This is a genomic window from Saccharopolyspora antiqui, from assembly GCF_052246905.1.
GTDB lineage: Bacteria > Actinomycetota > Actinomycetes > Mycobacteriales > Pseudonocardiaceae > Saccharopolyspora.
In genome coordinates this window covers 97,926-121,648 of record NZ_JBQQBO010000004.1, presented here as the reverse complement: position 1 = coordinate 121,648, position 23,723 = coordinate 97,926, and the positions used below count along the sequence as shown (strand labels likewise).

At 69.3% G+C, this 23,723-nt stretch carries 21 protein-coding genes; 16 read left to right on the top strand and 5 right to left on the bottom strand.

Annotation, left to right across the window (positions count from 1 at the left end; all coding sequences use genetic code 11):
- Nucleotides 1–15 precede the first annotated feature (15 nt).
- Both ACTWQN_RS09440 and ACTWQN_RS09435 read right to left on the bottom strand, forming a co-directional pair.
- Nucleotides 16–1,428 (bottom strand): amidase, encoded by a 1,413-nt coding sequence (locus ACTWQN_RS09440; RefSeq protein WP_443202986.1) that lies wholly within the window; start codon nt 1,426–1,428, stop codon nt 16–18.
- Nucleotides 1,428–2,405, bottom strand: a complete 978-nt coding sequence (locus tag ACTWQN_RS09435) for a D-2-hydroxyacid dehydrogenase (RefSeq protein WP_443202985.1) — start codon at nt 2,403–2,405, stop codon at nt 1,428–1,430. The genes ACTWQN_RS09440 and ACTWQN_RS09435 overlap by 1 nt, the downstream gene beginning before the upstream one ends.
- Before the next feature lie 260 nt (nt 2,406–2,665).
- Between ACTWQN_RS09435 and ACTWQN_RS09430 the strand changes: the two genes are divergently transcribed.
- The 4 genes from ACTWQN_RS09430 to ACTWQN_RS09415 all read left to right on the top strand — a co-directional run bounded on the left by ACTWQN_RS09430 (nt 2,666) and on the right by ACTWQN_RS09415 (nt 5,549).
- Nucleotides 2,666–3,160 carry a DUF3830 family protein gene (locus ACTWQN_RS09430; RefSeq protein ID WP_443202984.1) on the top strand — a complete coding sequence of 165 codons (495 nt, stop codon included), beginning with the start codon at nt 2,666–2,668 and terminating at the stop codon, nt 3,158–3,160.
- Between the two features lie 11 nt (nt 3,161–3,171).
- Complete coding sequence (locus ACTWQN_RS09425; RefSeq protein ID WP_443202983.1) at nt 3,172–3,930, top strand: maleate cis-trans isomerase family protein; 759 nt, start codon at nt 3,172–3,174, stop codon at nt 3,928–3,930.
- 159 nt (nt 3,931–4,089) lie between these two features.
- Nucleotides 4,090–4,842 carry a maleate cis-trans isomerase family protein gene (locus tag ACTWQN_RS09420; RefSeq protein WP_443202982.1) on the top strand — a complete coding sequence of 251 codons (753 nt, stop codon included), beginning with the start codon at nt 4,090–4,092 and terminating at the stop codon, nt 4,840–4,842.
- 14 nt (nt 4,843–4,856) lie between these two features.
- Nucleotides 4,857–5,549 (top strand): GntR family transcriptional regulator, encoded by a 693-nt coding sequence (locus tag ACTWQN_RS09415; RefSeq protein ID WP_443202981.1) that lies wholly within the window; start codon nt 4,857–4,859, stop codon nt 5,547–5,549.
- Nucleotides 5,550–5,682: 133 nt separating this feature from the next.
- On the opposite strand, the gene ACTWQN_RS09410 is transcribed toward ACTWQN_RS09415, so the two are convergent.
- Nucleotides 5,683–7,164, bottom strand: a complete 1,482-nt coding sequence (locus tag ACTWQN_RS09410; RefSeq protein WP_443202980.1) for an NAD-dependent succinate-semialdehyde dehydrogenase — start codon at nt 7,162–7,164, stop codon at nt 5,683–5,685.
- A 116-nt stretch (nt 7,165–7,280) separates the two neighbouring features.
- Here ACTWQN_RS09410 and ACTWQN_RS09405 point away from each other — a divergent pair, with 116 nt between their 5' ends.
- Both ACTWQN_RS09405 and ACTWQN_RS09400 read left to right on the top strand, forming a co-directional pair.
- On the top strand, nt 7,281–8,537 hold the full coding sequence (locus tag ACTWQN_RS09405; protein ID WP_443202979.1) for an aspartate aminotransferase family protein: 1,257 nt from the start codon (nt 7,281–7,283) through the stop codon (nt 8,535–8,537).
- Between the two features lie 176 nt (nt 8,538–8,713).
- Nucleotides 8,714–9,856 (top strand): LCP family protein, encoded by a 1,143-nt coding sequence (locus ACTWQN_RS09400; RefSeq protein WP_443202978.1) that lies wholly within the window; start codon nt 8,714–8,716, stop codon nt 9,854–9,856.
- A gap of 71 nt (nt 9,857–9,927) precedes the next feature.
- Here the strand turns inward: ACTWQN_RS09400 and ACTWQN_RS09395 are convergent, their stop codons facing one another.
- Entirely contained in the window at nt 9,928–10,713 is a 786-nt protein-coding gene (locus ACTWQN_RS09395; RefSeq protein WP_443203168.1) for a lysozyme, read from the bottom strand.
- A 345-nt stretch (nt 10,714–11,058) separates the two neighbouring features.
- Between ACTWQN_RS09395 and ACTWQN_RS09390 the strand changes: the two genes are divergently transcribed.
- The 4 genes from ACTWQN_RS09390 (at nt 11,059) to ACTWQN_RS09375 (ending at nt 17,336) form a co-directional block, all read left to right on the top strand.
- Complete coding sequence (locus ACTWQN_RS09390) at nt 11,059–12,819, top strand: ABC-ATPase domain-containing protein (RefSeq protein ID WP_443202977.1); 1,761 nt, start codon at nt 11,059–11,061, stop codon at nt 12,817–12,819.
- Between the two features lie 103 nt (nt 12,820–12,922).
- Nucleotides 12,923–13,576: a phosphoribosyltransferase gene (locus ACTWQN_RS09385; protein WP_443203167.1), complete on the top strand. Its 654-nt coding sequence runs from the start codon at nt 12,923–12,925 to the stop codon at nt 13,574–13,576.
- A 773-nt stretch (nt 13,577–14,349) separates the two neighbouring features.
- Complete coding sequence (locus tag ACTWQN_RS09380) at nt 14,350–14,625, top strand: hypothetical protein (RefSeq protein WP_443202976.1); 276 nt, start codon at nt 14,350–14,352, stop codon at nt 14,623–14,625.
- A gap of 323 nt (nt 14,626–14,948) precedes the next feature.
- The gene (locus ACTWQN_RS09375; RefSeq protein WP_443203166.1) at nt 14,949–17,336 is read left to right on the top strand and encodes an ATP-dependent Clp protease ATP-binding subunit; all 2,388 of its coding nucleotides are present in this window, start codon (nt 14,949–14,951) and stop codon (nt 17,334–17,336) included.
- Nucleotides 17,337–17,379: 43 nt separating this feature from the next.
- Here the strand turns inward: ACTWQN_RS09375 and ACTWQN_RS09370 are convergent, their stop codons facing one another.
- A complete protein-coding gene (locus tag ACTWQN_RS09370; protein WP_443202975.1) occupies nt 17,380–18,258 on the bottom strand; it encodes a nitroreductase/quinone reductase family protein in 879 nt (292 codons plus the stop codon).
- Nucleotides 18,259–18,528: 270 nt separating this feature from the next.
- Between ACTWQN_RS09370 and ACTWQN_RS09365 the strand changes: the two genes are divergently transcribed.
- The 6 genes from ACTWQN_RS09365 (at nt 18,529) to ACTWQN_RS09340 (ending at nt 23,676) form a co-directional block, all read left to right on the top strand.
- A complete protein-coding gene (locus tag ACTWQN_RS09365; protein WP_443202974.1) occupies nt 18,529–18,669 on the top strand; it encodes a hypothetical protein in 141 nt (46 codons plus the stop codon).
- 102 nt (nt 18,670–18,771) lie between these two features.
- Entirely contained in the window at nt 18,772–19,782 is a 1,011-nt protein-coding gene (locus tag ACTWQN_RS09360) for an ATP-NAD kinase family protein (protein WP_443202973.1), read from the top strand.
- Between the two features lie 15 nt (nt 19,783–19,797).
- A complete protein-coding gene (locus ACTWQN_RS09355; RefSeq protein ID WP_443202972.1) occupies nt 19,798–20,790 on the top strand; it encodes a thiamine pyrophosphate-dependent dehydrogenase E1 component subunit alpha in 993 nt (330 codons plus the stop codon).
- An 18-nt stretch (nt 20,791–20,808) separates the two neighbouring features.
- Nucleotides 20,809–21,822, top strand: coding sequence for an alpha-ketoacid dehydrogenase subunit beta (locus tag ACTWQN_RS09350; RefSeq protein ID WP_443202971.1), 1,014 nt, complete (start codon nt 20,809–20,811; stop codon nt 21,820–21,822).
- Complete coding sequence (locus tag ACTWQN_RS09345) at nt 21,819–22,922, top strand: acetoin dehydrogenase dihydrolipoyllysine-residue acetyltransferase subunit (protein ID WP_443202970.1); 1,104 nt, start codon at nt 21,819–21,821, stop codon at nt 22,920–22,922. The genes ACTWQN_RS09350 and ACTWQN_RS09345 overlap by 4 nt, the downstream gene beginning before the upstream one ends.
- Nucleotides 22,923–23,214: 292 nt before the next feature.
- Nucleotides 23,215–23,676 carry an STAS domain-containing protein gene (locus ACTWQN_RS09340; protein WP_443202969.1) on the top strand — a complete coding sequence of 154 codons (462 nt, stop codon included), beginning with the start codon at nt 23,215–23,217 and terminating at the stop codon, nt 23,674–23,676.
- Nucleotides 23,677–23,723: the final 47 nt, after the last annotated feature.

The window sequence follows — 23,723 nt, the reverse complement described above, 5'->3', positions numbered from 1 at the left end:
CAGCTCAAATCGGGTTCAGCGGGGGCGGTGCCAGGGGTGCGCTTTTTCGTAGGCGCGGGCCGCGCGCAGCACCCGGCCGTCGGCGTGGCGGGGGCCGATGATCTGCAGGCCGATGGGCAGGCCTTCGGTGGTGTGTCCGCAGGGGACGCTGGCGGCGGGTTGCTGGGTCATGTTGAAGGGGTAGGTGAACGGGGTCCAGCTCGTCCAGCGCGGACTCGTCGAGCCGCTGGGGACCTCGCGGCCCGCTTCGAACGGCGGGATCGGCACGGTCGGGGTCAGCAGCAGGTCGTAGGTCTCGTGGAAGGCGCCCATGCGCTGGCCGAGCAACATCCGGGTGTTGGTGGCCTCCAGGTAGTCCTGGGCGGAGTAGGTCAGGCCCTGCCGGCAGATCTCGTGCAGCCCGGGATCCAGCTGTTCGCGCTGTTCGGCGGTGAGGTGTTCGACGGATTTGGCGGCGCCGGCGAACCACAGCACGTGGAAGTCCTCGACGGGGTCGCTGATGTCGGGGTCGACGTGCTCTACGACCGCCCCGAGTTCTTCGAAGACCTGCGCGGCGGCGGTGACGGCGCGGGAGACCTCGGGGTCGACGAAGGTGTCGAAGCCGAGGTCGAGGCTGACCGCGATGCGCAGGCCGCGGACCCCGGCGTCGAGATCGGCCACGAGCGACGTGCTGGGTGCTTGCAGGGCCGACCAGTCGCGGCTGTCCGGTTCGGCCAGCACGTCGAGCAGCAGCGCGGTCTCGGCGACGGTGCTGGTCATCGGCCCGGCGTGCGCCAGGGTGCCGTAGGGGCTCGCGGGGTAGTGCGGAATCCGACCGTAGGTGGCCTTGAGCGTGACGATGCCGCAGAACGCCGCCGGGATGCGCACCGATCCGCCGCCATCGGTGCCGATGGCCAGCGGCGCCATGCCCAGCGCGACGGCGGCGGCCGCGCCGCCGCTGGAACCGCCGGGGGTGCGTGCGGGATCCCAGGGGTTGCGGGTGATGCCGGTGAGCGGGCTGTCGGTGACGCCTTTCCACGCCAGTTCGGGCGTGGTGGTCTTGCCGACGAACACGGCGTTGTGCTCGCGCAGCCGGGCCACGGCGGGCGCGTCGACGGTCCACTGCTGGTGCGGGTCGATGGTGCGGGAGCCGCGCAGCGTCGGCCAGTGCCGGGTGAGGAAGACGTCTTTGATCGAGGTCGGCACGCCGTCCAGTCGGCCGATGGGTTCGCCGCGGTGCCAGCGCTGTTCGGAGGCCCGGGCCTGTTGCAGCGCCCGGTCGGCGTCGACGAGGCAGTAGGCGTTGACCGCCGGGTTGGCCTCGTCGATGCGGCGCAGCGCGGCTTCGGTGGCCTCCACCGGGGACAGCTCGCCCGCGGCGTAGCTGGTGAGCAGTTCGGTTGCGGTGAGGTCGGCCGCCGTTGTCCGGGTGGGCTGGGTGTTGGCCATCAGTGCTCCGTTCCGCTGACGTATCCCCGTTGCTTGTCGACGACGTTGCGCAGCTGGGTGCCTTCGGTGTAGCTGCGCAGGTTGGCGAGGAAGAGATCGACGAGTTCGTCGATCCAGCCGACGGTGTCGCCGGACATGTGCGGGGAGACCAGCACGCCCGGCATCTCCCACAGCGGTGAGGTTTGCGGTAGCGGCTCGGTTTCGAAGACGTCTAGCGCCGCCCCGGCCAGTTGCCCGGCGCGCAGGGCGGTGACCAGGTCGGATTCGACGACGAGTTCGCCGCGCCCGACGTTGATCAGCCGTGCGGTGGGTCGGCAGTGGGCGAGGACTTCGGCGTCGACGAGTCCTTTGGTCTGCTCGGTCAGCGGGGCGGCGAGCACCACGTAGTCGAAGGCGCCGATGACCTCGGCGAGGTCGGCGGAGGCGTGCACGTCGCCGAAGTCGGGGTCGCCGCCGCGGGCGAGGCGACCGGCACCGGCGACGGTCAGTCCGGCCGCGGATAGCTGGCGGGCGATGGCCCGGCCGATCGGTCCGGTGCCCACCACCAGGGCGGTTTTGCCCGCGATGCGTTCGGTCACGCGGTGTTGCCACTGCTTGCGGTCCTGCAGCCGGAGCGTGGTGTGCAGGTCCTTGGCGAAGGCCAGCACGGTGCCGAGCACGTATTCGGCCATCGGCTGGTCGAAGACGCCGCGGGAGTTGGTCACCACGACCTCGGAGTCGCGCACGGCGGGCAGCAGCAGCCGGTCGACTCCGGCGCTGGCGGCGTGCATCCAGCGCAGCGCGTCGGCGCGGGGCCAGGCGTCGGCGATGGCCCCGGTGCGGAAGTCCCAGACGAACAGCACGTCGGCGCCGGGCAGGGTGGTGGGCAGTTCGTCTGCGGTGGCGTAGCGGAGGTCGGCGTGGGCTTCGATGCGGGTCATCGCCGCCGGCGGGTTGCCGTCGTGCAGGACGACGACCGTGGGGGTGCGATTGATCATTACCTGACCTTAAGGTGCTGCGGGTCTGCGGGTGCTGACAGCGATGATCGGCGGCGTGCCGGTTAAGAGTTTGTTTCCCCCACGCAGAGCGGGAAAACGCGCTCGCGTCTGGGCATTGACACGCTAGGAAGCGTTCGTAGGATTGTCAACAATCCACGGGTAACCTCGGCCAACGAGGCGATTCCCGCCCGCGCGGCGCCACCGGGCGGGACCGGAGGAGATGCGCCAGCCGTCCCCACTCCTGCGAACGGAAGATCACGATGCCCAGGTACCTGTCGATCACGCTGGAAAAGCGCGGTGTGTCCTGTGTGGCCGAGTTGCTGGACAAGGACGCGCCCCGGACCTGTGAGGCGGTGTGGCAAGCGCTGCCGCAGGTCGGGCCGGTGCACCACGCCAAATACGCGCGCAACGAGATCTACACGATGGTGCCGCGGTTCGCGGCCGAGGAACCAGGCCAGGAGAACCCGACGGTGACCCCGATCCCGGGCGATGTCGTGTACTTCTCCTTCCACGGCGGCATGCTCGACCGCGAGTTCAAGGAGGAGAAGAACATCCACGAACTGCCGGGCGTGATCGACTTGGCCATCTTCTACGGGCGCAACAACCTGCTGCTCAACGGCGATGTGGGCTGGGTGCCGGGCAACGTCTACGCGACCATCGTCGACGGGCTGGACCGGATGGCCGAGGCGTGCAACGACGTGTGGCGCTCCGGCAGCGTCGGTGAGACCCTCCGCTACGACCGCTACCAGGGTTGACGGGGGTACACATGCCGCCTGACTTCCTCGGGGCGGTATCCGGCCCGCAGCCGCAACGCGGCGTGGGAGTGATCGCTCCGTTCGACCTGGCGCTGGACCGCGAGTTGTGGCGGTGGACCCCAGCGGATGTTTCGTTGTACCTGACGCGTACCGCGTTCGTGCCGGTGCCGGTGACCGTCGAGCAGGCCAGCCTGGTCAGCGACGAGGCGGCGGTGCACGGTGCGACCCGCGACCTGCTGGTCCCGGAGCCGGAGGTGGTCGCCTACGCGTGCACCTCCGGCAGCTTCGTCAACGGGGCGACCGGCGAGCGCGCGCTGATCGAGGTGATGTTGCAGGCCGGTGCGCCGGCCGCGGTGACCGCCTCCGGTGCGCTGGTGGATGCCCTGCGGATGCTGGGCATCGGCCGGATCTCGATCGCCACGCCGTACGTGGAGAGCGTGACCGAGCGGCTGCACGGGTTCCTCGACGAGCACGGCATCGAGGTGATCACCAGCGTTGGGCTGGGTCTGCTCGGCCAGATCTGGAAGGTCAACTACCGGCAGGTGGTGGAGATCGTGCGTTCGGCGGACCGCCCGGAGGCCGAGGCGATGTTCATCAGCTGCACGAATCTGCCGACCTACGACATCATCGGGCCGCTGGAGCAGGAGTTGGGCAAGCCGGTGCTGACGGCCAACCAGGTCACGATCTGGGCGGCGCTGCGCGAGATGGGCCTGCAGGCGGTGGCCCCGGAACAGCGGTTGATGCAGGCCGTGGACGCCCCGGCCGCGTGACGATCGCATCAAGATTGAGCAAGCCGCGGTTGACCGTGCGGTAACATTGTCAACAATCGACCGGTCGTCCAGTGTTGGCCGTTGCCGTCTCGGACGGGCCGTTCACCCGGTCCGCCGCGGTGTCGCAAACCGACGTCGACGAAGGATGGAGCTCCCCCGGTGTCCCACACCGCAGGAATTCTCTACCCCGGCTACAGCGCCGAAGACGACTACCCCACCCTCGAAGGTCTGCTCGGTGCGGGCATCCGGCTGCCGCTGGTGCACACCCTGATGCGCGAGGACGCGCACCGGGTCGACGCGCTGCTGGACATCGGCTCGGCAGATGTGCTGGCCGACGGTGCCCGGCAGCTGGTCGAGCAGCACCGCGTGCAGTCGGTGATCTGGGCTTGCACCAGCGGGAGTTTCGTCTTCGGTTGGCAGGGCGCCCGAGATCAGGTGGAGAAGCTGCAGGCGGTCACCGGCCTGCCGACCTCCAGCACCTCGTTCGCCTTCGTGCACGCCGCGGCCCGGTTGGGGGTGCGGCGGGTGGCGGTGGCGGCCACCTACCCGGCGGATGTGGCGGCGAAGTTCGTGGAGTTCTTGCAGGCCGCCGATCTGGAGGTGGTGCGGCTGTCCAGTCGGGGCATCGTCACCGCCGCCGAGGTGGGCACGCTCGGGCGCGAGGATGTGCTGGAGTTCGCTGCGGCCAACGACGACGACCGGGCCGATGCGCTGCTGATGCCGGACACCGCGCTGCACACCGCCGGGTGGCTGGCGGATCTGGAGCAGCGGCTGGGCAAGCCGGTGCTGACGGCCAACCAGGTCAGCGCCTGGGAGGCGCTGCGGCTGGCCGGTGACGGCGGCGCGCACGACGGATTGGGAACGCTGTTCCAGCAGGGAACAGGAGGGGAGCGCGATGCCTCCCCGGAATGAGGAGATGGTGTCAGGTGCTCGGGACCGACGAGCAGAACCCGCAGCCGGGTGAGTTAGAGCCGGTGCAGCGCAAGTCGACCGCGGCGATCGTGGCCGACCAGCTGCGGGCGGCGATCATGTACGGGTCGCTGCCCCCGGGCGGTCAGCTCGGGGAGGCCGAACTCGCCGCCCGGTTGGGGGTCAGCCGGGGCCCGCTGCGCGAGGCCATGCAGCGGCTGGTGGCCGAAGGGCTGTTGCGCAGCGAACCGCACCGCGGGTTGTTCGTGATGACCTTGGAGGCCGAGGACGTCCAGGACATCTACCTGGCCCGGCTGGCGGTGGAGCGGGCCGCGTGCGAGCAGATCGTGCGCCACCACCGGGTCGAGGCGGTCGCCGAGCTGACCGCGGCGCAGAGCCGGATGGTGGCCGCGGCCGGTAAGGGCGATCCGATCGAGTTGGCCGACGCCGACCAGGAGTTCCACGAGACCCTGGTGCGGGTTTCCGGTAGCCCGCGGTTGCAGCGGATGGCGCAGACGCTGCTGGTGGAGAAGCGGATGTGCCTGACGGCGTTGCAGGACAAGTACCACGCGGACGTGCAGGCGCTGGTCGACGAGCACAAGGGACTGGTCGACGCGATCGAGGCCGGGGACGAGCAGTTGTTGCTGCACCGGCTGGAAGAGCACATGAACGACGCGCTCGATCGCCTCAACGGCTCCATGGCGAACTGAGGCACGGCGGTGCGGGCCGACTCGCACCGCCGCGGGCGGGGCAGGCGGTTTCGCGCGAAACCGCCGCCCGCTGCGCACGGGCAACGTGCCCGGTGAACCGCCGACCGCTGGGCACGTCGTCCGTGACAGGACTTCACAGGCCGCCGACGGCGACGTACTTGGTCTCCAGGAACTCGTCGATGCCGAACTTGCCGCCCTCGCGGCCCAGCCCGGAGTGCTTCACCCCGCCGAACGGTGCGGCCGGGTTGGACACGATGCCCTGGTTGAGCCCGACCATGCCGCTCTCCAACGCCTCCGAGACCCGCAGGGCGCGCTGCAGATCGCGGGTGTAGAGGTAGCTGACCAGGCCGTACTCGGTGTCGTTGGCCTGGGCGATGGCGGCTTGTTCGTCGGTGAAGGTGGTGATCGGCGCGACCGGGCCGAAGATCTCCTCGCGCCCCATCCGGGCCTGTCGCGGCACGTTCGCCAGCACGGTGGGCTGGTAGAAGTAGCCCGCACCGTCGCGGGCGGCACCGCCGGTGACGACCTCGGCGCCCTGCTGCACCGCATCGCGCACCAGTTCGGTGACCTTGTCCAGTTGGGTGCTGTCGATCAGCGGGCCCACCTGGACCTCGTCGGTGACGCCGCGGCCCACCCGCAGCCCGCTCATCCGCTCGGCCAGGCGCCGGGAGAACTCCCCGGCCACGTCGGCGTGCACGTAGAAGCGGTTGGCCGCGGTGCAGGCCTCGCCGATGTTGCGCATCTTGGCGAGCATCGCGCCGTCCACCGCGGCGTCCAGGTCGGCGTCGTCGAAGACCAGGAACGGGGCGTTGCCGCCGAGCTCCAACGACACCTTGAGCACCTGGTCGGCGGACTGCTCGATGAGTTTGCGACCCACCGCGGTGGAGCCGGTGAACGACAGCTTGCGGGCGCGGCCGTCGCGGATCATCGGTTCCATCAGCTCGCCCGCGCTGCGCGCGGTCACCACGTTGAGGACCCCGTCGGGCAGCCCGGCTTCGAGGAGAATCTCGGCCAGTGCCAGCATCGACAGCGGCGTCTGGTGGGCCGGTTTGATCACCGAGGTGCAACCTGCGGCGATGGCCGGGCCGATCTTGCGGGTGCCCATCGCCATCGGGAAGTTCCACGGGGTGATCAGCAGCGCCGGGCCGACCGGTTGGCGCATCACCAGGAATCGGCCGGTGCCGTTGGGAGCCACCGCGTAGTCGCCGCCGATGCGCACGGCCTCCTCGGAGAACCAGCGGAAGAACTCCGCGGCGTAGCTGACCTCGGCGCGCGACTCGGTCAGCGGCTTGCCCATTTCCAGGGTCATCAGCAGCGCGAGGTCCTCGTGCCGCTGCATGATCAGTTCGAAGGCGCGGCGCAGGATCTCGCCGCGTTCGCGGGGTGGGTACTTGGCCCACTGCGGCTGGGCGTCGGCCGCGGCCGCCAGCGCCGCCAGCCCGTCCTCGGGGGAGGCGTCGGCGACCGAGCAAAGCGCCCGGCCGGTGGAGGGGTCTTCGACCTCGAAGCCGCGGTCCCCATCGGCGGCACGCCATTTTCCGCCGATGAGCAGCTGCTTGGGCGCGGCGTCGACGACGGCGGCCTCTCTGGGGTGCTGTTCGGTTGAGATGGTCATGACAACGACGAACCCTTCTGGCTCGGAGGTGGACAGCGTTGCCCGGTGATGGTTGCATGTCACCGGAGATTGTCAACAATCCTACATTTTGCACGCTTCGAAGCTTGGAGTCGATCATGGCTGAGCTCTCGCCGGTGCTGAAGCAGGCGACACCGGTCCTGGCTGCCCGCGGCGAAGGGGTCTACCTCTTCGACGAGCAGGACCGCCGTTATCTGGACTTCACCGCCGGGATCGGCGTCACCAGCACGGGCCACTGCCACCCGCGCGTGGTCGAGGCGGCCCAGCGCCAGGTGGGTACCCTCATTCACGGTCAATACACGACCGTCATGCACCGACCGCTGCTGCGGCTGACCGAACGCCTCGGCGACGTGCTGCCCGTCGGCTTGGACCGGCTGTTCTACGTCAACTCCGGAAGCGAGGCGGTGGAGGCGGCGGTCCGGTTGGCCCGCCAGGCCACCGGGCGGCAGAACATCGTGGCCTTCCAGGGCGGCTTCCACGGCCGCACCATGGGCGCCGGTGCGTTGACCAGCTCCGGGGTGAAGGTGCGGGCCGGGATCGGCCCGATGATGCCGGGCGTGGTGTTCACCCCGTTCCCGGAGGCCTACCGGCACCGGTGCAGCGCGGCCGAGGCGGTCCGCTTCGCGCTGGCCGAGTTCGACCAGCTGCTGGTCACCATCAGCTCCCCGCGCGACACCGCGGCGATCATCGTCGAACCGGTGCTCGGCGAAGGCGGCTACATCCCGGCCCCGCCGGAGTTCCTCACCGGCCTGCGGGAGCGCGCCGACTGGCACGGCATCCTGCTCATCGTCGACGAGGTGCAGACCGGCGTCGGCCGCACCGGCCGGTTCTGGGGTCACGACCATGCCGGGATCCGCCCCGACATCCTGATCACCGCCAAGGGCCTGGCCAGCGGTTTCCCGCTGTCGGCGATCGCCGCGCCCGAGGCGCTGATGAGCCAGGCCTGGCCGGGCTCGCAGGGTGGCACCTACGGCGGCAACGCGGTGGCCGCCGCGGCTGCCCTGGCCACCCTCGACGTGGTGCGCGACGAGAAGCTGGTCGACAACGCCGCCGAGCAGGGCGCCCGGCTGCAAGAGGGCCTGCGCAAGGTCGCCGCCGAGCACCCGGTGATCGGCGACGTCCGGGGACTGGGCCTGATGGTGGGCAACGAGTTCACCACGCCCGAGGGCACCCCGGACACCGACACCGCCACCCGCGCGCACCGGGCCGCCGCCGAACACGGGCTGCTGCTGCTGACCTGCGGCCCGCACGGCAACGTGGTGCGGATGATCCCGCCGCTGATCGTCACCGCCGAGCAGGTCGACGACGCGGTGGGCCGCTGGGCCGAGGCGATGCGGCAGGCCGTCACCGGCTGAACCACCCCGGCTGGTGGTGGGTGTGACTTGGCGCTCGCGCTCACCACCAGCCGAAACGGGTGATCGCGGATCACCGTTCGATAGCGGTGGGTGCTTCCGACACGGCGGTCTGGAATGCTTCACGCCAACATCGGCGCGTGCGGGACGCGCCGGTTCGAACCGACGCAGGTGTGCGCATGAGCGACTGGTCGGCGGGACAACCGCCGAGGAGCCGAAGACCGCAAGGCGGCGGCGAGAGGTACGACTACTACCGCGATGGCCGCGGCGGACCGCCGCCGGGGCGCAGACCTCCGCCGCCACCACCCCCGCCGCCTCGCGGGGCGCGGCCGTCGGCAGACGACCGGCCGCCACCGCCGCGCCGCAAGAAGAAGCGGTGGGGGCGGCGCATCGGCATCGCGCTGGTCGTGCTGGTGCTGCTGCTGGGCGGGCTGGTGCTCTACTTCGACAGCACGCTGCAGCGCACCGCCGCGTTGAGCTTCGACGGGCAGGCCCCGGACTCGGCCGGCACCAACTGGCTGATCGTCGGCTCGGACAGCCGCGAAGGCCTCGACGAGGCGCAGCGGGAGGAACTGTCGGCCGGGGACGCCGCCGGGCGGCGCACCGACAGCATGATGCTGGTGCACATCCCCAGCGGCGGTGGCCAACCGGCGCTGATCAGCCTGCCGCGCGACTCCTACGTCGCCATTCCCGGTCACGGCAAGACCAAGCTCAACTCGGCGTTCTCCTTCGGTGGGCCGCAGCTGCTGGCGCAAACCGTCGAGCAGGCCACCGGGGTGCACATCGACCACTACGCGGAGATCGGCTTCGGCGGGTTCTCCGACCTGGTCAACGCCGTCGGCGGGGTCGACATGTGCCTGGACCAGCCGATGAACGACGACATGGCCAACGTGCACTTGGAGGCGGGCTGCCAGGAGCTGGACGGACCGCAGGCGCTGGGCTTCGTGCGGGCCCGCTACTCCCTCAAAGGAGGTGACCTGGAGCGGGCCGAGAACCAGCGCAAGCTGCTGGCTGCCCTGGTCAAAAAGACGACCAGCCCTACCACGTTGTTCAACCCGTTCCGGTTGTTCCCACTGGCGTCCGGGGCGAGCAAGACGTTCCTGGTCAACGACGGTGACCACCTGTGGCACCTGGCGTCGCTCGCGCTGGCGATGGGTGACATCAGCGGTGGTCAGGGCGTGACCACCAGCGTGCCGTTCGGTCGTTTCGGTGAGGACTCCAACGGCGGCTCGGTGGTCGTCTGGGATTCCGACGGCGCGCAGCGCATGTTCGAGGCGATCGCGGCCGATCAACCCATTCCACCGGACGTGCTGGAGCAGTAGGCGCCGAGGTGGGAAGACGATGTGGGCCGCCCCGAAACCGGGGCGGCCCACATCGCCGTTGGGAGGGACGATCAGGTGATGAATCGGGTGAGTTGCTTGGTGCTGCCGTTGAAGACGTCCTGCCCACCGGGCAACGGACCCCGATCGCTGTTCTGCCAGATGGTGTGGAAGCCCCAGCCCGCCGGTAGCGCGCCGAGCTCGGGGCCGTAGCGGGCGATCCACAGCGGATTGTTCGGCGCGAAGTCCGGGTTGGACGCGGTGCAGCGGTTCCACCAGTCGGTGGTGGTGTAGATGATCGGGAACCGGCCGGTCCGCGCATGGTAGGTGTTGCTGAAATCAGCGATCCACCGCGACATCGCGGCGCCGTCCAGGCCGTAGCAGGTGTCGCCGTAGGGGTTGTACTCGATGTCCAGCGCACCCGGCAGGGTCTTGCCGTCCTTGGACCAGCCGCCGCCGTTGTCGACGAAGAAGTTGGCCTGCGCCGCGCCGGTGGAGCGGTCCGGCAGCGCGAAGTGGTAGGCGCCGCGGATCATGCCGACTTCGTAGGAGCCGTTGTACTGCTGGACGAAGTGCGGGTTGCGGAACCCGGTGCCCTCGGTGGCCTTGACGTAGGCGAACCGGCCGCCGTCCGCCCACGCCTTGGGCCAGTCGACATCGCCCTGGTGACCGCTGACGTCCATCCCGGTGATCGCGCCAGCGAGCTGGGAGCGCGGCTGGGCGCCGCCGGTGCCTTCGACGCTGTACCCGGCCCACGCGCCGTTGGGATCGTCGGGGTTGAGCAGCGGCGCGCTGCGCGCCTGCTCGCGCGGTGGGGCGGCGTGCGCGGTGCCGCCGATGAGCGCGGCGGCGGTGAGCAGCACGGCCAACAGCGTCGGAGTCCTACGTGGACGACGACAAACGTTGCGGGACAGGCATTGCCGGGTACTGCTGCCTTCGGGGTGTTGCACTGCGCTCGCCTCCTCACCAACGCGGGGGATCGTCGTCGAGTGGGACCGGGCCGGACTACGGGGCGTCCGACCGGGGGTGATGCGGATCTTGCGCGTTGGGAGAATAACCCGCTACCTGAGGTCGCGCTGCGTTCCGGAGCGGCGTTTCGCCGGATTTGCCCCGAGTGGGCCGATCGTGGCTGTCCACTGTGGTGGCCGAAGGTGATCTGCGTCTCCCGATTGGAGAATCCGCGCCGGGTGGGGTAGGTCTCGGGCATGGCACAGCGAACGGGCGGCCCCGGCTGGGGGCGCGGCGGAGATCGGCAGCGGTCGGGCGGTCGCAGGCGCTTCGACCGGCCCAGCGGTGACCGCGGTGATGAGCAGGCGCTGCGGCAGGAGCTGCGCGCGATGCACGGGGCGAGCTACGGCCGCTACAAGTCGTTGAGCGGCCGGTGGTCCTTCGACGGGTTCACCCTGGAGATCCAGCGGGTGCAGCCGGATCCGTATGCGCCCGCGAGCCGCTGCGAGGTGCGGGTGGATGCGGCGGTCGCCGGTTTCCCGGAGCGGCTGTGGGCCACCGCGGTGCGGGCCCGCGGGCTGGCCGGATACCTGGTGCGGGCGGCGCATGCGCGGTTGCGGGACAGCCGGTTGCGGGTGGACGCCGGTCGGCAGCAGGTGCTGGACCGCAGTGCGTGCCAGCTGGTGGACGGTGCCGTGGCGCTGCGGCTGGGCATCGACCTGCCCGGTCGGGGCCGCACCATCGACGGGCGGCAGGCGGAGCGGGCGCTGTGCGATGAGCTGCCCGATGTGGTCGCGGCGGCACTGCGGTGGGAGACCGCCGATCAGGCGCGGTTGCGGGAGTTCGTGGATTCCATCGAGGACACCGATGCGCTGCGCCGGATGCTGCCTCGGTTGGGGTTGGTGGCCTTCGTCGCCGACGGCGCGATGCTGCCCCGGCGCAGCGGGGTGGACGATCGCCCGCTCTGCGGTGGCGTGCCGTTCGCGTCGCCGGAGTCGATGCGCGTCGAGGTGGAGTTGCCCAACCGGGGCGCGGTGCGCGGCATGGGGGTGCCGGAGGGGATCACGCTGATCGTCGGCGGTGGTTTCCACGGCAAGTCGACGTTGCTGCGGGCGCTGGAGTTCGGTGTCTACGACCACGTGCCCGGTGACGGGCGGGAGCTGGTGGTGTCCCGGGAGGACACCGTGAAGGTGCGTGCCGAGGACGGGAGGCGGGTGCACCGGGTGGATGTCAGCGCGTTCGTCAGCCACCTGCCCACCGGCGCTGACACGGCGGACTTCTCCACCGACAACGCCTCCGGTTCCACTTCGCAGGCGGCGGCGATCGTGGAGGCGGTGGAGTCCGGGGCGAAGGTGCTGTTGGTCGATGAGGACACCGCGGCGACGAACCTGATGATCCGGGACGCCCGGATGCAGGCCCTGGTGGCCAAGGAGTCCGAGCCGTTGACGCCGTTCGTGGACCTGATCCGGCCGCTGCGGGCCGCGCATGGGGTGTCGACGGTGCTGGTGATGGGCGGTTCGGGGGACTACATGGACGTCGCGGACCAGGTGTTGATGTTGGACGCCTACCACGCCCGCGACGTCACCGATCGCGCGAAGGGGTTGGCGGCGGCGCCGACCGGACGCCGCGCCGAGGCCGAGGTGTTCCCGCCGGTGCGCCACCGGGTGGTGGATCCGCGCTCGATTCCCACCGAGCGGCCGAAGATCCGCGCCCGGGGCGTGGACGCGCTGGCACTGGGGGAGTCCACTGTGGAGCTTCGGGGGGTGGAGCAGGTGGTCGACCCCGCGCAGGTCACCGGGATCGGGTTGGCGCTGGTCAGTTGCGCGCGGCGCGGGGTGCTGGATGGCACCCGCACGGTCGCCGAGGTGCTCGACGCCTTCGCCGCCGACGTCGCCGGGCGCGGGGTGGCGGCGGTGGACGAGCACTACGTGGGCGATTTCGCGGTGCCGCGGCGTTTCGAGCTGGCCGCGGCGTTGAACCGGTTGCGCGTCATGCGGGTGATCGGTTTTCGCACCTGAGGAGGTTTGCCCACCGGAGTTGAACGGGCATCATCGGGGCGAGTGGTTTCCCGATGTGCTGCCGTGCGCGCACGCGGCGGACGGGAGGCGGGCGATGCCTCGCATGAGTTTCCCGCAACGAACCGCCACCGGCTACGCCGATCGCAGGCATGCCGGTCGGACGCTGGCCCAGCGGATGACCGGGCTGAAACTGGTCGACCCCGTGGTGCTCGGGTTGGCCAGGGGAGGGGTGCCGGTGGCCGCGGAGGTGGCGCGGATGCTGGCGGCGCCGCTGCGGGTCTGCGTGGCTCGCAAGATCGGCGCGCCCAGCCAGCCGGAACTGGCCATCGGAGCGGTGACCGCCGATGGTCCGGCCAGCTTCGACGCCCACCTGGTGCGTTCCTTCCACCTCGACGAGCAAACCCTCCAGGCGGCCTGCGAGCGGGAGCGCGCCGAAGCTCGCCGCCGCGAGCGGCTTTTCCAGCACGGCGAGCCGGTGCCGCTGGCCGGTCGGGACGTGGTGCTGGTGGACGACGGGCTGGCCACCGGGGCGACGGCCCGCGCGGCGGTGCGGATGCTGCGTGAATCGTCGCCGAACCGGGTGGTGCTGGCCGTGCCGGTGGGTTCGCCGGATGCGGTCAGCGCGCTGCGCGAGGAGGCGGATGTGGTGGTCTGCGTGCTGCAACCGGTCGGCTTCGCCGCGGTGGGGCAGTGGTACCGCGATTTCAGCGCCACCACCGACGAGGAGATCCACCAGATCCTCCGCGACTTCGACTGAGAAGCCGCGCTCGTGAGCGCGAATCCCGGTTCTTACCACGACAAATCGCACGAGCTCTCGATGGTTCGATAATTCCTACTGGTTCAGTGTTTACCAAAACTATCGCCTCACCGAGGCGCAAAACCGACGCCTAGAACAACAGGCGGGTCCGCTAGGCGGTCGGATCGGGCTTCCAGGTCAGGGGAGGGTCGCCGTTCGGTCAGCGGCTCTGCCGCTGAGATGGCTTCGAGCTGTTCACGGCGGGGCCGGGTTCGTTGTCGGAGTCCGCGTTGCGGCTGTTGGGTGCTTCTTTCGACGGGGTGCGGCAGCGCGCGTCGTTGGCGTGCTGAGTCCGCGTCGTTGGATCTTGCCTGGTGGGGCTGGGTGGTGATGCTCTGGCGAAGGCGGCTGTGAAGAGCGGTTTCACCGTGGGTCGGGCCGTCTCGCGGCAGCATTGGTTTTGGTAGTTCTCGTTATTTCAGTGTGGACCAAAGTTAATCCTCCGGATCAACCCTCACCAACTGCGGCTCGGACGCGATAGCCTCGGCGGCACTTACTCCTGCGCTGCCGAAAGCTGAGAATCGGGTGGTCTCGTGTCACCGGTTGGGGGTCTTCGGGCGCGTCGGGGTGGAGGTCGACATCCGTCTCGGGTTGATTGGTTCGTTATGACTGCCGCTGGACATTCCGACAACACGCCGCCGCAGGCGGGTAGGCACACGCCACCTCGGCGGGCGGGGACGAGACGGAGTTCCGATTCCAGCGAGTCCGGCTATTCGGCCGAGGTGGCCTGGCAGGTGGGTGAGGCGGCCGTCGCGTTGGGCGACCGGCTGCGGGACCCGGCGGTGGCGCACACCGTCGAGGAGATCGAGAAGGTCATGCGCGGGTTCTCGCTGACGGTGGAGGGCATGTCCGTCGGCCTGGACGGGGTGACCGAGTGGCTGCGGGCGGCCGGTCATGTCGGTCCGCTGTCCGGGCACGCGAGCGTGATGTCGGAGCGGTTGTCGCACATCGGCAAGGAGCTCGGCCGGTTGGCCGAGGCGATCGAGCGGGCGCAGCAGCGGGCGAGTTGATCTCGGGGGTCCGCCCGGATCGGTGCGCGATGTGAACTCGGCGTTGTGCCGGTGCGTGATGCCGGGACGGCTGCTGGGCTGTTTCGGAGCTCTCAGTATGTTGGTCCCAACATCGCGACTGCGGTGATCGAGTTGTGCTCCGCAGCTCCGGGTGGTCCGGGGTCGCACCGGCTCGGTGGCGTGGTCGCGGGGATCAGTGCGCTGCTGCTGGTGGGCCGGCTGGTGGGGTTGGCGGTCGGGCGCCGGTCCCGCTGGTGGGTGGGCGATGTGCTGGTCTGCTGCTGGAGTCTGGTCGCAGGCGGGTGCCTGCGCGTGTTGTGGAGGTGGCCCGGTTGGTTCGCGGCAGTGTCGGTGATTCCTCTGCCGCCTTTGATTCGCTGTTCGGCGAGGTGCTCTCGGGAACTTCGGAGGGCGCTTCGGCTTCGGAGCGCGGGCTGGCGTTGGGGACGTTGCTGGACGCGCAGGCGCACGAGGTGGTGTCGAAGGCCGTTCGGGCCACTGTGGATTGGGGCAGTCGGGAGCTGGACAGCGCGCATCTGCTGTGGGCGGTGACGCAGGTGGGGGCGAGCGCGGATCTGCTGGTGTCCTCCGGGGTGCGGGTGGCGGAGTTGGCGTCCGCGGTGCGCTCGGCGGTGGTGGCGCAGGAGCCGGTGGGGTCGGGGCGGCCGGTGCTGTCGTCGGCGGCGCGGCGGGCGTTGTTGGGGGCTTATCAGCAGGCGTTGGGGGAGGGCGCCGATGTGGTGGGGGCGCGGCACGTGGTGTTGGGGTTGGCGGCGGATGCGGATTCGGTGGCTGGGCGGGCATTGGCGCGGGCGATCGAGTTGGGTGATCGGGGTGCGGGTCGGTCGGTGCTGAGCGTGACGCCGCGGTTGGACGAGTTCGGGTTGGATCTGACCGAGTTGGCGCGGGCGGGGAAGTTGGATCCGGTGGTGGGCCGGGACGCGGAGATCGAGCAGGCGATCGAGGTGCTGGGGCGGCGGTCGAAGAACAATCCGGTGTTCGTGGGTGATCCGGGGGTGGGCAAGACCGCGATCGTGGAGGGGTTGGCGCGGCGGATCGTCGATGGGGCGGTGCCGTGGTCGTTGGCGGACATGCGGGTGGTGTCGCTGGATCTGGCCGGGATGGTGGCGGGGGCGAAGTACCGGGGGGAGTTCGAGCAGCGGTTTCGGGATGTGCTGGCGGAGATCCGGGCGCACCGGGAGGACGTGCTGGTGTTCATCGATGAGATGCACAGCATCGTGGGAGCGGGTGCGGGTGAGGGATCGATGGATGCGGGCACGATGCTCAAGCCGGCGTTGGCGCGTGGTGAGGTGCGGTTGATCGGGGCGACCACGGTGGAGGAGTACCGGCGGCACGTGGAGAAGGATCCGGCGTTGGAGCGGCGGTTCGCGCCGATCATGGTTCCGGAGCCGTCGGTGGCGGACACGGTGGTGGTGTTGCGGGGGTTGCGGGATCGGTATCAGCGGCATCATCGGGTGCGCATCGAGGATGCGGCGTTGTCGGCGGCTGCGGAGTTGTCGCAGCGCTACATCGCGGATCGGTTCTTACCGGACAAGGCGGTGGATCTGCTGGATCAGGCGTGTTCGCGGGTGCGGTTGCGGCGGGGTGGTGAGGTGCGGGAGTCGGCGGTTTTCGAGCCGGTGGTGGGTGCTGATGATGTGGCGGATGTGGTGGCGTCGCGGACCGGGATTCCGGTGGCGGAGGTGAGTGCGCAGGATGCGCAGCGGTTGTTGGATTTGGATGAGGTGTTGCGTTCGCGGGTGGTCGGTCAGGATGCGGCGGTGGCGTCGGTGGCCGAGGCGGTGCGTCGGGCGCGGGCGGGGTTGGCGGATCCGGAGCGGCCGATCGGGAGTTTTTTGTTCTTGGGGCCGACCGGGGTGGGCAAGACGGAGTTGGCGCGGGCGTTGGCGCATGCGTTGTTCGGGGATGTGCAGCGGTTGTTGCGGCTGGACATGGGGGAGTTCCAGGAGAAGCACACGGTGTCGCGGCTGGTGGGGGCGCCGCCGGGGTATGTGGGTTATGGGGAGGCGGGGCAGTTGACCGATCGGGTGCGGCGGCAGCCGTATTCGGTGGTGTTGCTGGATGAGGTGGAGAAGGCGCATCCGGATGTGTTCAACACGTTGCTGCAGGTGTTGGATGCGGGTCGGTTGACGGATTCGCAGGGCCGGTTGGTGGATTTCCGCAATGTGGTGGTGATCATGACCTCGAACATCGGGGCGGATCGGATCATGGATGCGGGGGTGGATGCCGGGGAGTCGGCGTTGGTGGTGTTGGAGGAGTTGCGGGCGTTCTTCCGGCCGGAGTTCATCAACCGGATCGATGATGTGGTGGTGTTTCGGCCGTTGGCGGCGGTGCAGTTGCGGCGGATCGCGTCGTTGCTGTTGGAGCGCACCGGGCAGCAGTTGGGGGCCAAGGGGATTCGGTTGGTGGTTGGGGATGCGGGGTTGGATTGGTTGGTCGAGCGGGGGTTTCAGCCGGAGTTCGGGGCGCGGCCGTTGCGGCGGGTGATCGCGCGGGAGTTGGACAACCGGTTGGCGTCGATGGTGTTGGGGGGCACGTTGGCGGCGGGTGATCAGGTGTCGGTGGATGTGCTCGATGGGGAGTTGTCGTTGGTGGTGACGTCGTTGTGGGAGCCGGTGTCGGGTGGTCGGCATGCGGCGGCTGGTGTGGTGCGTCCGGAGCCGGTTCAGCGGCACAGCGTGTTCGGGTGAGGGCCCGGCCCGCCCCACCGGCGGGCCGGGGTTTGGGCTGGTGTCAGGTGGTTTCGGGGGTGGGGGGCCAGGGGATTTCGGCGAGGGCGGGGATGAGGGTGTGTTCTTCGTAGTCGAGGTGGGCGTGCAGTTCGTCGGCCAGGTGGTCGAGTTGGGTGTGGAAGTGGTGGGGGTCGGCGGTGGTGATGTCGGCCAGCAGGGCGAGTAGGTCGTCTTTGATGCGGGCGACGGTGCGGTGTTGTTGGTGGAGTCGGTCGAGGGTGTTGCGCAGGTGCGGGTGGTGGTGGGCGAGGGCGGGGAAGATGTGCTGGTCTTCGCTGGTGTGGTGGAAGGTCAGGAATTCGCAGAAGGCCAGGCAGTGTTGGCGGATTTGCATGCCGAGGCCTGGTGCGGGGTGGTTGGTCGGGTTGGTGAAGTGGGTGTCGGCTTCGGTGCGCACGTGTCGTAGTTGGGTGCGCAGCCAGGTGTGGACTTGGCGGAGTTTGTCGGCGAGGTTGGTGATCTCGTCGGGGGTGTCGTCTTCGGTGCGTTGGAGGGTGATGACCGGCAGGGTTCGGTTGGTGCGGGCCTGGTAGTCGGCGTAGCCGGGTGCTGCTCGGGTGAGGTGGGCGAAGAGCTGGTCGCGGTGTGGGCCTTCGGTGGGGACGGCGATGGCTTCGAAGGTTTCGGTGCCGAGTTCGACTTGGACCAGGGGGTGGGCGAGCAGGTTGTGGTACCAGGCGGGGTGTTGGGGTGCGCCGAGGTTGGAGGCGGTGATCAGCAGTTGGTCGCCGTGGCGGACGTAGCCGAGGGGGACGGTGTGCGGTTGTCCGGTTTTGGCGCCGGTGGTGGTCAGCAGGAGCAGGTCGTTGTCGGTGCAGGGGCCGCCGACGTTGCCTGCGTTGGCGCGGAATTCTTCGATGATGGCGTGGTTGAAGGACATGCGGTGTGGTGTCTCCAGGGGTGTTGGGGTGGGTTGGTCGCGCGTGCCCCTGGGTGAGGTCGAGTGCGCGCGGCCCGCGGTTGGGGCGGCGCTGGTGTTGGGGGGCAGTGTCGGGCACTGCTGAGGGACGACGCGCGGGGCGCTTGGGTGTCAGGCGCGGGGCGCGGAGTGCGAACTCATGGCGTGGTCCCTTGGTGAAGGTGCTCGCCCGGCTGCCGACCTGCCCACTGCTCTTTGGTCGGTGCCACGCGGCACGTGCGTCATTCAACCATGCGGGTGCTGGCTGTCAACCGGCCACTGTGGAGCCTGCTGGGCGTTTGGTGGGAAGCGATCGCCGCCACCGGCTGGACCGTGTGGTGGGGTGTCGTCCAGGTGGTTCTGGATCGTGTCGGTGGGCCGCCGATCGGGTGATGGTGGTTGGGTGCAACCCGTTGTGGCTCTTCCGGATGGGCGGGTTGGGTCGGACAGTGGAGCGGGGCGCAAGCCGTGGATCGCGCTGTTCGAGGAGGAGCAGTGGCCGAGGCGTTGGTGGGCATCGTCGCCAACCCGATGTCGGGTCGGGATGTGCGGCGGTTGGTGGCGCAGGCCTCGGTGTTCCCGACGGCGGAGAAGGCCAACATGGTGCAGCGGTTGTTGGGGGCGTTGGCGGCCGTGGGGGTTGGGCGGGTGTTGGTGTCGACGGATCTGGGTGGGATTTCGGCTGGGGTGCTGCGGGCGTGGCGGCAGCGGCGGCCGGGTCGGGATGCGCCGTGGCCGGAGGTGGAGTTCCTCGACGGGTGGGTGCCTGCGGGGTCGGCGGCGGACACGGTGCGCGCGGTGGAGCACATGGTGCGGGCCGGGGTGCGGGTGGTGGTGTGCCTGGGTGGGGATGGGACTGCTCGGGTGGCTGCGCAGGCGGTGGGGGCGGTGCCGTTGCTGCCGTTGTCGACGGGTACGAACAACGTTTTTCCGCAGTTGCGGGAGGCCACGGTCGCGGGTTTGGCGGCTGGGTTGGTGGCCACTGGTGCGGTGGCTGGGGGTTCGGTGTTGCGGCGGGCGAGTGTGTTGCGGGTGGTGGCTGGGTCGCGTCGTGAGGTGGCGTTGGTGGATGTGGCGGTGTCTTCGGCGCTGCATGTGGGTAGTCGCGCGTTGTGGGATCCCTCGACGTTGACCGAGTTGTACTGCACGTTCGCCGAGCCGGATGGGATCGGGTTGTCCAGTGTGGCCGGTTTGTTGCGGCCGAGTGGTCGGGATGAGGCGGAGGGGGTGGCGTTGCGGTTGGGTGCGGGTGGTCGGGTGGTGCGGGCGCCGATCGCGCCGGGGTTGATCCGGTCGGTTGGGGTGCGGGAGTGCCGGGTTTTGGGGGTGGGGGAGACGGTGGTGGTGCGGACGGCGTCGGGGGTGATCGCGGTTGATGGGGAGCGGGAGATCGAGTTCGGTCCTGGGGTGGTTCCGAGTGTGCGGTTGTGCGCCGAGGGCCCGTGGTGTGTGGATGTGCGGGCGGTGTTGCGGCGGGCGGCCGAGGAGTCGTTGTTGGTGGAGTGAGGATGGAGGGTTGCCATGACCGGCACGGTGTCCGAGCATGCCGCCGCGCCCGCTGGGGCGGATTTGGTGGCGGCGTATCGCACGATGCGCACCATTCGGGCGTTCGAGGATCGGGTGCACGAGGAGTTCGCGACGGGTGACATTCCGGGGTTCGTGCATCTCTATGCCGGGGAGGAGGCTTCGGCGACGGGGGTGTGCGCGCATTTGGATGATCGGGATTCGATTGCGAGTACGCATCGTGGTCATGGGCATTGCATCGCCAAGGGGGTGGATGTGAAGGCGATGATGGCTGAGATCTTCGGGCGGCGGACCGGGTCGTGCAACGGCAAGGGTGGCTCGATGCACATCGCGGATTTGAGCAAGGGGATGTTGGGGGCCAACGGGATCGTCGGTGGTGGGCCGCCGTTGATCTGCGGGACGGCGTTGGCGGGGAAGTTGGCGGGTGATGGTGCGGTGAGTGTGGCGTTCTTCGGTGATGGTGCGAGCAATCAGGGCACCACGTTGGAGGCGATGAACTTGGCGTCGGTGTGGAATCTGCCTGCGGTGTTCGTGGCGGAGAACAACGGGTATGCGGAGGCGACGGCGAGTCGGTGGTCGGTGGCTTCGGACAACATCGCTGATCGGGCGGCGGGTTTCGGGATGCCTGGGGTGATCGTGGACGGGTTTGATTTCTTCGCGGTGCACGAGGCCGCGGGGGAGGCGGTGGCGCGGGCTCGGGAGGGTGGTGGTCCGACGTTGGTCGAGGTGAAGTTGACCCGTTACTACGGGCATTTCGAGGGTGATCAGCAGAGCTATCGGGGTGATGAGGTGGCGCAGGCGCGGCGGGGGTTGGACTGCCTGGCGCGGTTTCGGGCGCGGGTGACCGAGGCGGGTCAGGTTTCGGCTTCGCGGTTGGATGCGGTGGATGCCGAGGTCGCGGCGTTGATCGAGGCCGCGGTGGGTGAGGCTCGGGCGGCGGCGAGACCGTCCGAAGTGGATTTGGAAACCGACGTCTACGTGTCGTACTGAGGGTGGAGGGAGCATTCGATGGCACGGTCGATCAGTTATCGCGAGGCGATCGGTGAGGCGTTGCGGCAGGAGATGCGTCGTGACGAGCGCGTGGTGGTGATGGGTGAGGACATCGCCGGTGGTGCGGGGGCGCCGGGCGCGGATGATGCGTGGGGTGGGGTGATGGGGGTGACCTCGGGGTTGTTCGGGGAGTTCCCGGGCCGGGTGTTGGACACCCCGATTTCGGAGTCGGCGTTCATCGGTGCCGCTATTGGTGCGGCTACGCGGGGGTTGCGGCCGGTGGCGGAGTTGATGTTCATGGATTTCCTGGGGGTGTGCTTCGATCAGATCTTCAACCAGGCGGCGAAGTTCCGGTACATGTTCGGCGGCAAGGCGGTCACGCCGGTGGTGATTCGCACGATGTACGGGGCGGGGTTGCGGGCGGCGGCGCAGCATTCGCAGTCGTTGTATTCGATTTTCACGCATATTCCGGGGTTGAAGGTGGTCACGCCGTCGTCGCCGTATGACGCCAAGGGTTTGTTGATCGCGGCGATCCGCGATGACGATCCGGTGATCTTCTGCGAGCACAAGGCGATGTACGACGTGGTGGGTGAGGTGCCGGAGGATTCGTATGCGTTGCCGTTCGGGGAGGCCGAGGTGGTGCGTGAGGGTTCGGATGTGACGGTTGTGGCGATCGGGCGGATGGTGTCGGTGGCGGCGCAGGCGGCTGAGCAGTTGGCGGCGGAGGGGGTGGAGGTGGAGTTGGTGGATCCGCGCACTCTTTCTCCGCTGGATTCGGAGACGATCTTGGAAAGCGTGGCGGGCACCGGTCGGTTGGTGGTGGTTGATGAGGCCACGCCGCGGTGCGGCATGGCTACTGATATTTCGGCGTTGGTGGCTGGTGCGGGGTTCGCGTCGTTGCGGGCGCCGATCGAGTTGGTGACGGCTCCGCACACGCCGGTGCCGTTCAGCGATGCGTTGGAGGACCTGTACGTGCCGGATGCGCAGCGGGTGGTCGGTGCGGTGAAGTCGACGGTGGGGTATCGGTCGTGAGCGCGGCGGGTGTGCGGCCGGTGGTGATGCCCAAGTGGGGTTTGTCGATGTCGCGGGGGCGGATCACCGAGTGGCTGGTGGCTGAGGGTGATCGGGTCGAGCCGGGCACGGAGTTGGCGGAGATCGAGACGGACAAGATCACCGGCACGTTGGAGGCCGGTGAGTCGGGTGTGTTGCGGGCGATCGTGGCGGATGCGGGTCGGGATGTGCCGGTGGGTGCCACTATCGCGGTCGTCGCTGGTGAGGATGTGGGGCAGGAGCCGGTGGCGGAGGTGGTGGCGGTGGCGCGGGAGCAGTTGGCCAGTGGTGTGGTCGTCGAGGAGCCCGGTGTGGCGGTGCAGGCCGTGCAGGTCGGGGGTCGGCGGTTGAGCTATGCGGGTGTGGGCGGTGGCGAGCAGGCGGTGGTGTTGGTGCACGGCTTTGGTGGGGACAAGAATTCGTGGTTGTTCGTGCAGGAGCCGTTGGCGGCCGCGGCGCGGGTGTTCGCGTTGGATTTGCCGGGGCATGGTGAGTCGAGCAAGGACGTCGGGGACGGCAGTCTGGAGGTGTTGGCGGCGTCGGTGGTGGGTTTCCTCGACGCTGTCGGTCTCGATCGCGCGCACTTGGTGGGGCATTCGTTGGGTGGTGCGGTGGTGGCCGCGGTGGCGCGGGCCGAGCCGCGGCGGGTGGCGTCGCTGACGCTGGTGGCCCCGGCGGGGTGCACCGCTGAGATCAACGTGGGGTTCGTGCGTGGTTTCGCGGCGGCGAGCGCGCGCCGTGATCTCAAGGCGCAGGTGGTGAAGTTGTTCGGCAATCCGGCGCTGGTCACTCGCCGGTTGGTGGAGGATTTGTTGAAGTACAAGCGCTTGGATGGGGTGACCGAGGCGCTGCAGACGTTGCAGGATGCGCTGCTCGACGGTGATCGGCAGGCGATCGACACGCCGGGGTTGTTGGCGGCGGTGGCCGCGCCGGTGACGGTGTTGTGGGGTGGTGCGGATCGGATTCTGCCGGTGCCACCGGAGTTGGCGGGGGTGCGGTGGGAGGTGGTCGACGGCGCCGGGCACATGCTGCACCTGGAGGATCCGCAGGTGGTGCGGGAGGCGGTGTTGGCTCGGTTGTGATGCCTCGACCGGACGTTTAAGGGCGCGCCGCGATCCAGCGACACCACCAACCCCGTGTTGTCACGTTGTGTGATGAAGTACTGTGGCGCGTAGCGGACAAATCGGACCGGTGATCGCCTGATCTAGGCCTCGTGTCACACGAACGTGGCGAGCCTTGTTGGGTGGGCTGGTGGCTCCTACGGTGGGAGGTGCGGCCACGCAGCCGCCACGGCGTACCTCTTGCGTTGAGCGCAGCGACGAGTTCCCGGGTCCGTGGCCAAGCGAACCGTCGATACGCACCAGGGGAGGTAGCGTGATCGTTTCCAGATCCAGCACACCACCGGCCGCGTGGACCTCCCGCGGCCACGAGATCGTGGCACCACGCACGCCCGACGATCCGGTCATCGGTCGCGGTACCTGCACTTCCGCGCTGCGGCTGGCGGTGGAATGGCCCGCCCCCGGAATCGTGGTGGTGCGCATCCGCGGCGAGATCGACCTCGCCACGGTGCCCAGGCTCACCGAACTCATCCGGCAGCGACTGACCGCGGCGGCCCTGCACACCGTGGTGCTGGACCTCTCCGAGGTGTCCTTCGCCAGCAGCGCCGCCGTCGAACTGCTGCTGCACACCCAGCGCCGCGCCGAACACCGGGGCATCCGGCTGTTCGTGGTGCCCGGCGCCGGGGCGATGCTGCGGCTGCTGACGATCACCCGGCTGCGGGAGAGGTTCGTCTGCCGGGAAACCGCCGCCGAAGCGGTCGCCGAAGCCCGTGCGTGAACCCCCAGCGGTGCTGGGTGATGGGCCGCGGCAAACCAGGTGATCGG

What these genes read in the sequence shown, in the direction of transcription:
- ACTWQN_RS09365 (WP_443202974.1), top strand. Translation starts at nt 18,529, where the DNA reads ATGCGGGTGCTGGCTGTCAACCGGCCACTGTGGAGCCTGCTGGGCGTT.
- ACTWQN_RS09425 (WP_443202983.1), top strand. Translation starts at nt 3,172, where the DNA reads ATGCCGCCTGACTTCCTCGGGGCGGTATCCGGCCCGCAGCCGCAACGC.
- ACTWQN_RS09350 (WP_443202971.1), top strand. Translation starts at nt 20,809, where the DNA reads ATGGCACGGTCGATCAGTTATCGCGAGGCGATCGGTGAGGCGTTGCGG.
- ACTWQN_RS09355 (WP_443202972.1), top strand. Translation starts at nt 19,798, where the DNA reads ATGACCGGCACGGTGTCCGAGCATGCCGCCGCGCCCGCTGGGGCGGAT.
- ACTWQN_RS09390 (WP_443202977.1), top strand. Translation starts at nt 11,059, where the DNA reads ATGGCACAGCGAACGGGCGGCCCCGGCTGGGGGCGCGGCGGAGATCGG.
- ACTWQN_RS09370 (WP_443202975.1), bottom strand. Translation starts at nt 18,258, where the DNA reads ATGTCCTTCAACCACGCCATCATCGAAGAATTCCGCGCCAACGCAGGC.
- ACTWQN_RS09440 (WP_443202986.1), bottom strand. Translation starts at nt 1,428, where the DNA reads ATGGCCAACACCCAGCCCACCCGGACAACGGCGGCCGACCTCACCGCA.
- ACTWQN_RS09400 (WP_443202978.1), top strand. Translation starts at nt 8,714, where the DNA reads ATGAGCGACTGGTCGGCGGGACAACCGCCGAGGAGCCGAAGACCGCAA.
- ACTWQN_RS09410 (WP_443202980.1), bottom strand. Translation starts at nt 7,164, where the DNA reads ATGACCATCTCAACCGAACAGCACCCCAGAGAGGCCGCCGTCGTCGAC.
- ACTWQN_RS09430 (WP_443202984.1), top strand. Translation starts at nt 2,666, where the DNA reads ATGCCCAGGTACCTGTCGATCACGCTGGAAAAGCGCGGTGTGTCCTGT.
- ACTWQN_RS09435 (WP_443202985.1), bottom strand. Translation starts at nt 2,405, where the DNA reads ATGATCAATCGCACCCCCACGGTCGTCGTCCTGCACGACGGCAACCCG.
- ACTWQN_RS09405 (WP_443202979.1), top strand. Translation starts at nt 7,281, where the DNA reads ATGGCTGAGCTCTCGCCGGTGCTGAAGCAGGCGACACCGGTCCTGGCT.
- ACTWQN_RS09385 (WP_443203167.1), top strand. Translation starts at nt 12,923, where the DNA reads ATGAGTTTCCCGCAACGAACCGCCACCGGCTACGCCGATCGCAGGCAT.